The following is a 7,056-nucleotide window of genomic DNA, read 5'->3' as shown; positions in this document are numbered from 1 at the left end:
GAATCGCGTTCGGTCTCTTGCGCCCCATATCTTGTTTCACGCTCTCATGGAGTAGCAGCGTTTCCATCGAGTCACTCCCGCCCTGTTCGTTCCTCGGTTCCGACCAGTCGGAACACTCGTCACTCACGGAAAGGGCGGGATTCTCTCGCTGGATCAAGATAGGTCCGTGATCCGGGGCCGATCGTCCGCTCGTGACACGATACGCGTATGAGTTGGGCGTGATTTATGCCTTTATCGACTCGGTAGGCTGGCTCACCGACCTTCGAGAGTGTATTTATTGGATTGAATCGTGGTCCGATGTCGGTTAGCTGCCAGTCCGCGGCGAGCGGCCCCTGTCGTTCCTGGCGGCTCTCTGCATCGTGACCGGGCGGGTTGCCGATGAGCACTCGCCGATTGACAGTACAATGAATGTCTTATTCCGTCGAACGCTGACGATCCAGTCCGTGTATCGATCACCCTTCAGCCACCGTGATTCATCGAGTGCCCCCGTCGAGGCATTGACCGAGTCGCTCGGCCTGGAGGCCCACCGATGACAAGCGAGGATTCCTCCAGTGCGCCGTGGTTGGCGGCAGCCGCTGTCCTCGAGCGCCTCTCTGATTCGACCAATGGTCCTCGTACCGACGGTGGGAGCCTCACAGTTGACACTGCATCGGAGTCGACGCCACTCTCGACGCGTGGCAGTTTCGTGGTTTCGAGTCCGCCGACCACCGACGTCGAAATCTCGGTTACGCCGTACGAAGATGCGATCGGGCTACAGTTGACGACCACGAGTGGTCACGTTACTGCTTTGTTGTCGGCTACCGACGCCGAGGCCCTCGCCGAGCGGCTGCAGACTGCCGCCACTGAGTACTCGACTAACGACGTCGGCGACGCGTCATGGCCCTGACCGTGATTGGGAACTTTCGTCTTGACGGAAGCGACCTTGTGGGCGGCCCCTCGGCGAGGGGCTAGCGGAGAGCCGAACGACAATCTGCTCTCAACGGCGGCGCACTACCCCTTGAGTACACGTTGCTCTTCACCGAACTCCGATTAGTCCAACGCGCATATACACCAGGTCATTCAGCCATCTTATATAATCCCCAGCGATCAAGTGCAAACACCACAGTGCTGATGAGTATCGCTACGATGAGCACGCGAATATCGGATGTCACATACAAACTCGGGGTCGGTGGCCGCCACCAGGTGAACGGATAGAGCCAGAAGCCGGACCGGCCATCGGCGAACACCCGCAGCCCGTCGACGACGAGCGAGGTCAAGCCGCCAAAGAGGAGCAACAAAAACACCCGCCGTCGTTGGCTCTCGAAGAAGATAGCGATCGCTCCCGCAAGACACAACACTCCGCCTACTGAACTAATCGGACTATACGAGAACGGCAACCCGAGGACCGATTCAACCACAGTTGCATCCAGAACGATGCCGACTTTGACCAGATCCGGAATCGCAGCGCCAGCCATACCGATTATGATCCATCGTTTGGTAAGCCACTCGAACTGCCAACTCGCCGGTGTCAAAAGCACGTACGGAACGAGTATATGCGTCAGGAGATCCGCCATTGCTACCGCCGCCCAATCGAGAGCGTCCGCACGTTCACCCGCCAATACTGGACGAACACCACTACGATGAGAACAGCAGCCACGAGTGAAACGGCATATTTGTAAATATTCGAAGACTCTGCTGCATTCACGACTCGAACGGTGTCCGCTTCAATGACAGACTCCGATTGAAAAGTGCCAACCACCTGGACAACTCCGCCCGGTTGCACGTTCCGCTGCGTGCTGAATTTGGTCACTTCGACGGTGAATGGGCCTTCGTCAGTCTCGATACGTATCCGGGCTGTATTCTGCGCTTCGTTAATCTCCTCAATGGTTCCAAAAACGAATACTTCTGTCCCGGTCTGCGTCTCGGGTGATACTTTAACCTCAGTAGTATCGGGATATGGATAGTGCGTACCCGCGTTACTGTCGTAATGGACGCCCATTCCAAAGACGCCACCGAGTAACAAAACCGCTATAGATAACCTGCCAACTGCTCCCCAGTCCATGAGCTATCAACCGTTATCTCACGTGTTATAGTTTGCCGTATCGATGCTCTATATTTGGTTTTGATGCTCCGGGTGGCCTATCTTCATATAGCGAGAGAATCCCGCTCTTTCCCTGAGGAACGGGTGTCCCGACGCTTAGTCGGAACCGAGGACCGAACAGGGCGGGAGTGAATCGCGTTAGCTCCAGTAAGAGCTATACTAGTCGGTAGAAGTCAGTGTAGATCCACTCGTGAGTTTCCGGCCAGCGTGGCTGTCGCTGGCCATCCCGGTGCGAGTGGTGTGTAACCAGTTCTACCGACTACTATAGCAGGGGAATTGGTTGAAGCAGGCAGTAGTTAGTCTACAGGAAGAGGTTTGGGGACTTGCCCGCAAGCCGAATCACGACGGTGAGCAAGCCGCTTTCAATCCGAACGATAGTAGCCAATCGTCCGTTCGAGCCCTTCCTCGAACGTCCACTCGGGCTGCCAGCCCAGTGACTCGACTTTCGAACAGTCAAGCGCGTATCGTTCGTCGTGCCCTGGCCGATCGGCGACGAACTCGATGAGTTCGTCGTTCGCGCCGACAGCATCAAGCACTTGCTGGGCGACTTCGAGATTGGTCCGTTCCTCACCGCTGCCGATATTATATATCTCGCCCACTGCGCCGCGTTTGCGAACCGCTTCGATCGCACGACAGTTATCGTCGACGTAGATCCATTCACGCACGTTAGAGCCGTCGCCATACAGGGGGAGTGACTTGCCCGCAGACGCTCGTTGGATCAGTTTCGGGATTAGCTTCTCGGGGTGCTGTCTCGGGCCGAAGTTGTTCGAGGAACGGGTGATGATTACCGGGACATCGTGGGTTGTATAATAACTCCGAGCCAGAAGATCCGCGCCGGCTTTGGTTGCCGCATACGGATTCCGCGGTTCCAGTCGATCCGTCTCGCTGAATTCCCCGTCGAGAATCTCGCCGTAGATTTCGTCCGTCGAGATCTGAATGAATCGGTCCAAGTTGGTTTCGGCGGCCGCGTCCAACAGTGCACACGTGCCCCCGACGTTCGTCGAGACGAACGGATCGGCACCGTCGATGGATCGATCGACGTGTGACTCGGCCGCGAAATTCACGACGACGTCGGCCTCGGCAACCAGTTCGGAGACGAGTCCTCGATCGCGGATATCGCCCTCGATAAACCGATGGCGGGAGCCGTCGAGCCCCGCGAGGTTGTCCTCGCTTCCTGCGTAGGTCAGGCTATCGAGTGTCGTGACTTCGGCGTCCGTGGTTTCGAGGACGTGTCGGACGTAGTTCGAACCGATGAAGCCGGCGCCTCCCGTCACGAGCAGTCGCATATCTGAGTGTGCGCACCGGCAGTGATTTACTTTGTGCTCTGTAGATTCGGGTATGCAGGTGCTGGTGACCGGGGCGGGCGGGCTTCTCGGTGGCGCTATCGCTCGGGTCGCACGTGCTGTTGACATCTCAGTCCTCGCGACGTATCACACTCGAAGGCCGGAGATTGCGGTGACCTGTGAGCAGCTCGATATTACCGAAACGGATCAGTTCGAATCGCTGGTCAGGGCGTATGAGCCGGAGACTGTGATCAACTGTGCGGCGATGACAGACGTCGATGGGTGTGAGGAACATCCCGAGCAAGCTCGTGCTGTCAACGGGGACGCGCCGGGGGAGTTGGCCCAAGTCGCAGCACGACACGACATCGGGTTTATGCAAATCTCTACCGATTACGTTTTCAGTGGGGAACAGGAGCGTCGATACGAGCCTGACGACAAGACAGCTCCGAAGCAGGTTTATGGACGCTCGAAGTTCCGGGGCGAAGAAACGGTTAGAGCTGCCCATCCGAGTCCGTGGATCGTGCGGCTGTCGTTCGTCTACGGGCGGACCGAACACAATGAGCCAGCGGGTTTTCCCGCCTGGGTGCTTGATCGCCTTGAGCGTGCGGAATCGACGCCGCTGTTTACCGATCAGTATATCACTCCGACAAGAGCCGAGTCAGCGGCGCAAACGATCCTCAAGCTTGCCGGAAAACAGGCCGGTGAAACGGTTCACATCGCGGCACGGGATTGTATCACACCGTACGAGTTCGGCATGAGGCTGGCGGAGTTTACCGAGCACCCAACAGAATTACTTGAGGAAGGATCGATGGCCGATATCGATCGGGCCGCTGCTCGGCCGAAGAAGACGTGTTTATCGGTGGATCGGATCGAGTCGATCCTGGGGGATGAGCAACCGACGTTCGAGGCAGATCTCCGAGCGTTCGTTCACGCTATTCGGTAGGTATCTCGATTCGTTTCATGTTGCTTTCGGATGTCGGCTGGAAAACTCGTCAAATCGGTGGGCGCTCTGGCAGTCCAGGTCGAGACTGGTGATCGCACGCTCGGTGGAAGCACGTTTCCGGCGACAAGCTTTGACCCGTTGATGTCGTTATGATTGAGTAACCATTGGATCGCATCGGCGATTTCGAACTTATCAATCGCCTCGAAGATGCTTATAAAACTGCGATTAACGATATCCTAGATGTTCAAGTCGTTCCTCGACATCCTCTGATGTGGTTCGGTTCGTTTCTGGTCGGGATTCCCCTATTAGAGACTCCCGGGAAAGACCAACTTCATCGAAATACCCATCGATTTTAGATCGAAACTCTTCAACAATCGGGATATCTTCGGTGAAGATATTCTCCGTCTCGTTTGGATCCTGCCTGAGGTCATAGAGTTCTTCTTCCAATAGATCACCTGTTGAATAGCTATAATTTTGAATGTACTTGTACTCGTTTGTTCGACCACCAATGAACCACCGGTCTATTCGATGGTCAGCGTTGAACATTAACGAAATTCTCGGCCTCTCCGGCGGTGTCGGTTGTCCCCGCCAGTTATCGGGGATGGACAACCCCAACCCGTGAGCAATAATTGGCGCGATATCGAGATGGAATAGACGATCTTCAAAACCGAATCCCTCGCTAAGTGTCCACCTAGTTAGGAAGGGTACAACGATACATTCGTCGTAGAGACGTTGGTGTTTCATATGGCCATGCTGAAATTCCTCACCGTGGTCGCCAGTTATCAGCACGGTCGCATCGTCCTCAATGACTTCTAAAAACTTTGGTAATATCTCGTCGACATTCTGTACACACGCCCGATATAATGTCTGTAGTTGTTCAACAGTTTCTGATGAAAAGGATTCCGTAAAGAATTCGCCTTCATCGAACTTTGATCGATTTTCGAGAAGTGATTTATATGATCGGAGTAAGCCATGTGAGGTCCCTCTTCGGAGTCCAGGATAGTATGGCTCATGCGAGTCCATGAGATGGATCCACATAAACCGTGGGCCATTCGTCGAATTGTACCACTTCTTAGCCTGTTTCAAAACTTCTGTTCCGGGTGTCTCCTTCTGTAATAATGCAAAATCAACCCCCCGCGAGACCTTCCGAGTGAATTTATTAAAATTCTCTCGACCGCTGTTCCAAAACATATCGAAGTCGTCTTGCCAGCGTGATGCAAACGGATTTGTCCCGATGAATGCTCCAGTAGTATACCCATGTTTGGAGAGAAATGCGGGAAGGCTCAACGCATCCCAAGATAGTTCCCCTTCCTTCTCCTTCCAATACATACTGCAAATAATTGGAGGAAGTGCACTTTTTGTTGATGCGCCCTGAGCAATTGCCTCTAGAGTAGAAAACGACTCAGTAGCGCTTCGTAGTTGGTCCATATTCGGGAGCGTATCACGCCTCCAGGTATCATTGGTGATAAGAGCAATATCTTTCATACAGGTAGCAGTCGCCAACATTGTATAAAATCCGCTATTTCAGGTACCCGAGATCTTTTAGCTGCTGTTCTGTCGGTTCTGGAACCTCTGTCTGAGCGTTAGCTTCATTTTGTTGAGTGAACTCCACCTGCAGTTCATCGCTAATATCGGTTGGTGGATCGCCAAATTCTACAGTTGATTTCGCATATAATTTGAGTAATTGACCGAGTTCCCACGACGGTTTCCACACGATATTCGAATAGGGGCGGTAATAGTACTGCGTTCCCAGCATATACAATAAGCGGGAAGCTGCGTTACCGTAGTGTTTCACTATGCCACCAGTATCGTTCCAGACGGACGTAGCTTTGTATTCAAGGAACGGACGCGGGGAATTCCATATTTCAGATCGAATTACTCGTTCTCCGGAGTGAGACTCCGGGAGAGACCACAGATCAAGTCCATCAACTGGACGTGAGTTCACTTCTTCAAGTGCGGTGAACGCTGTCGGAACGATATCAACCGTCGATGCCAGCGTTTCTAACTTATGATTTTCGGGTAATCCCGCTCCAGCAAACGCGAGCGGTACGTACACTAATTCAGGTACAATCGGGGTTTGATGATCGTACAGTCCGTTGTACTCTCCTAACAGTTCTCCGTGATCACTGGTAAAGATCACAAGCGTATCGTCGAGTATTCCTTGAGACTCGAGTTGATCGTACATTCCAAGAAACCGTTCAGCCGATTCATCTACTCCCTCATGATACAGTTCTTTGATTTGTTCGGGCCGATTTGCTAACTCATCAAAGAACTCGTCGTGGGATTCCCATTCGTTCTGTTCAAAACGCCCATACGTCATATGACCACCACGATCATGAACGACGAGCGAAAACGGAGGAGAAACGTCTTCCAACAGCGTATATCTGGCTTGATGCGTCATCCGCATGGGTGGCTTCTGTGCTGGATCCTCTGTTGTTGACCACGCGTGTGTTACATCTAGTCCGGAACTCTCATACAGCGATAGCAGTGGCGGTTCAGACTCAAGTTGGCCGCTAAGTTTCCATATACAGTGACTGGTCGGATATTGTCCAGTTACTATGGATGGGAATCCCGATCCAGTATAGGTGCTTGCGGATACTGCTTTTCCCCAAGTGGTGCGCTTTTTTATTTTGTCCGGAAATGCATCGTACCGAAGGCTATCGGAGATGAAGATCAAAATATTCGATACGGACATACAATCCGTTAGTGATCCAAGCATGTTTACTCCACCAGTGGTCAAAGTTATTAAG

Annotated in this window: 7 protein-coding genes; 2 read left to right on the top strand and 5 right to left on the bottom strand. The window is 53.3% G+C overall.

Features of this window, described 5'->3' with window-relative positions; all coding sequences use genetic code 11:
* The first annotated feature begins 529 nt into the window (after positions 1-529).
* Positions 530-886 carry a hypothetical protein gene (locus KM295_RS06675; protein ID WP_256029170.1) on the top strand — a complete coding sequence of 119 codons (357 nt, stop codon included), beginning with the start codon at positions 530-532 and terminating at the stop codon, positions 884-886.
* Between the two features lie 169 nt (positions 887-1,055).
* On the opposite strand, the gene KM295_RS06670 is transcribed toward KM295_RS06675, so the two are convergent.
* The 3 genes from KM295_RS06670 to rfbB form a co-directional block, all read right to left on the bottom strand.
* Entirely contained in the window at positions 1,056-1,553 is a 498-nt protein-coding gene (locus KM295_RS06670) for a hypothetical protein (RefSeq protein WP_256029168.1), read from the bottom strand.
* Between the two features lie 2 nt (positions 1,554-1,555).
* Positions 1,556-2,041 carry an OB-like fold-containing membrane protein gene (locus KM295_RS06665; RefSeq protein WP_256029167.1) on the bottom strand — a complete coding sequence of 162 codons (486 nt, stop codon included), beginning with the start codon at positions 2,039-2,041 and terminating at the stop codon, positions 1,556-1,558.
* A gap of 401 nt (positions 2,042-2,442) precedes the next feature.
* A complete protein-coding gene (rfbB, locus tag KM295_RS06660; RefSeq protein WP_256029166.1) occupies positions 2,443-3,366 on the bottom strand; it encodes a dTDP-glucose 4,6-dehydratase in 924 nt (307 codons plus the stop codon).
* Between the two features lie 52 nt (positions 3,367-3,418).
* On the opposite strand from rfbB, the gene KM295_RS06655 reads away from it, so the two are divergent.
* On the top strand, positions 3,419-4,306 hold the full coding sequence (locus KM295_RS06655; protein WP_256029165.1) for an SDR family oxidoreductase: 888 nt from the start codon (positions 3,419-3,421) through the stop codon (positions 4,304-4,306).
* 225 nt (positions 4,307-4,531) lie between these two features.
* Here the strand turns inward: KM295_RS06655 and KM295_RS06650 are convergent, their stop codons facing one another.
* Both KM295_RS06650 and KM295_RS06645 read right to left on the bottom strand, forming a co-directional pair.
* Positions 4,532-5,791 (bottom strand): sulfatase-like hydrolase/transferase, encoded by a 1,260-nt coding sequence (locus KM295_RS06650; protein WP_256029164.1) that lies wholly within the window; start codon positions 5,789-5,791, stop codon positions 4,532-4,534.
* Positions 5,792-5,825: 34 nt separating this feature from the next.
* On the bottom strand, positions 5,826-7,025 hold the full coding sequence (locus KM295_RS06645; protein ID WP_256029163.1) for a sulfatase-like hydrolase/transferase: 1,200 nt from the start codon (positions 7,023-7,025) through the stop codon (positions 5,826-5,828).
* Positions 7,026-7,056 lie beyond the last annotated feature (31 nt).

The sequence above is a fragment of the Natronomonas aquatica genome (assembly GCF_024449025.1).
Taxonomy (GTDB): domain Archaea; phylum Halobacteriota; class Halobacteria; order Halobacteriales; family Haloarculaceae; genus Natronomonas; species Natronomonas aquatica.
Note: the sequence above shows the minus strand (reverse complement) of the source record. Positions and strands in the feature narration are given on the sequence as shown.

Coding starts and splice junctions, on each gene's coding strand:
- KM295_RS06675 (WP_256029170.1), top strand. CDS start 530: ATGACAAGCGAGGATTCCTCCAGTGCGCCGTGGTTGGCGGCAGCCGCT.
- KM295_RS06670 (WP_256029168.1), bottom strand. CDS start 1,553: ATGGCGGATCTCCTGACGCATATACTCGTTCCGTACGTGCTTTTGACA.
- KM295_RS06665 (WP_256029167.1), bottom strand. CDS start 2,041: ATGGACTGGGGAGCAGTTGGCAGGTTATCTATAGCGGTTTTGTTACTC.
- rfbB (WP_256029166.1), bottom strand. CDS start 3,366: ATGCGACTGCTCGTGACGGGAGGCGCCGGCTTCATCGGTTCGAACTAC.
- KM295_RS06655 (WP_256029165.1), top strand. CDS start 3,419: ATGCAGGTGCTGGTGACCGGGGCGGGCGGGCTTCTCGGTGGCGCTATC.
- KM295_RS06650 (WP_256029164.1), bottom strand. CDS start 5,791: ATGAAAGATATTGCTCTTATCACCAATGATACCTGGAGGCGTGATACG.
- KM295_RS06645 (WP_256029163.1), bottom strand. CDS start 7,025: ATGCTTGGATCACTAACGGATTGTATGTCCGTATCGAATATTTTGATC.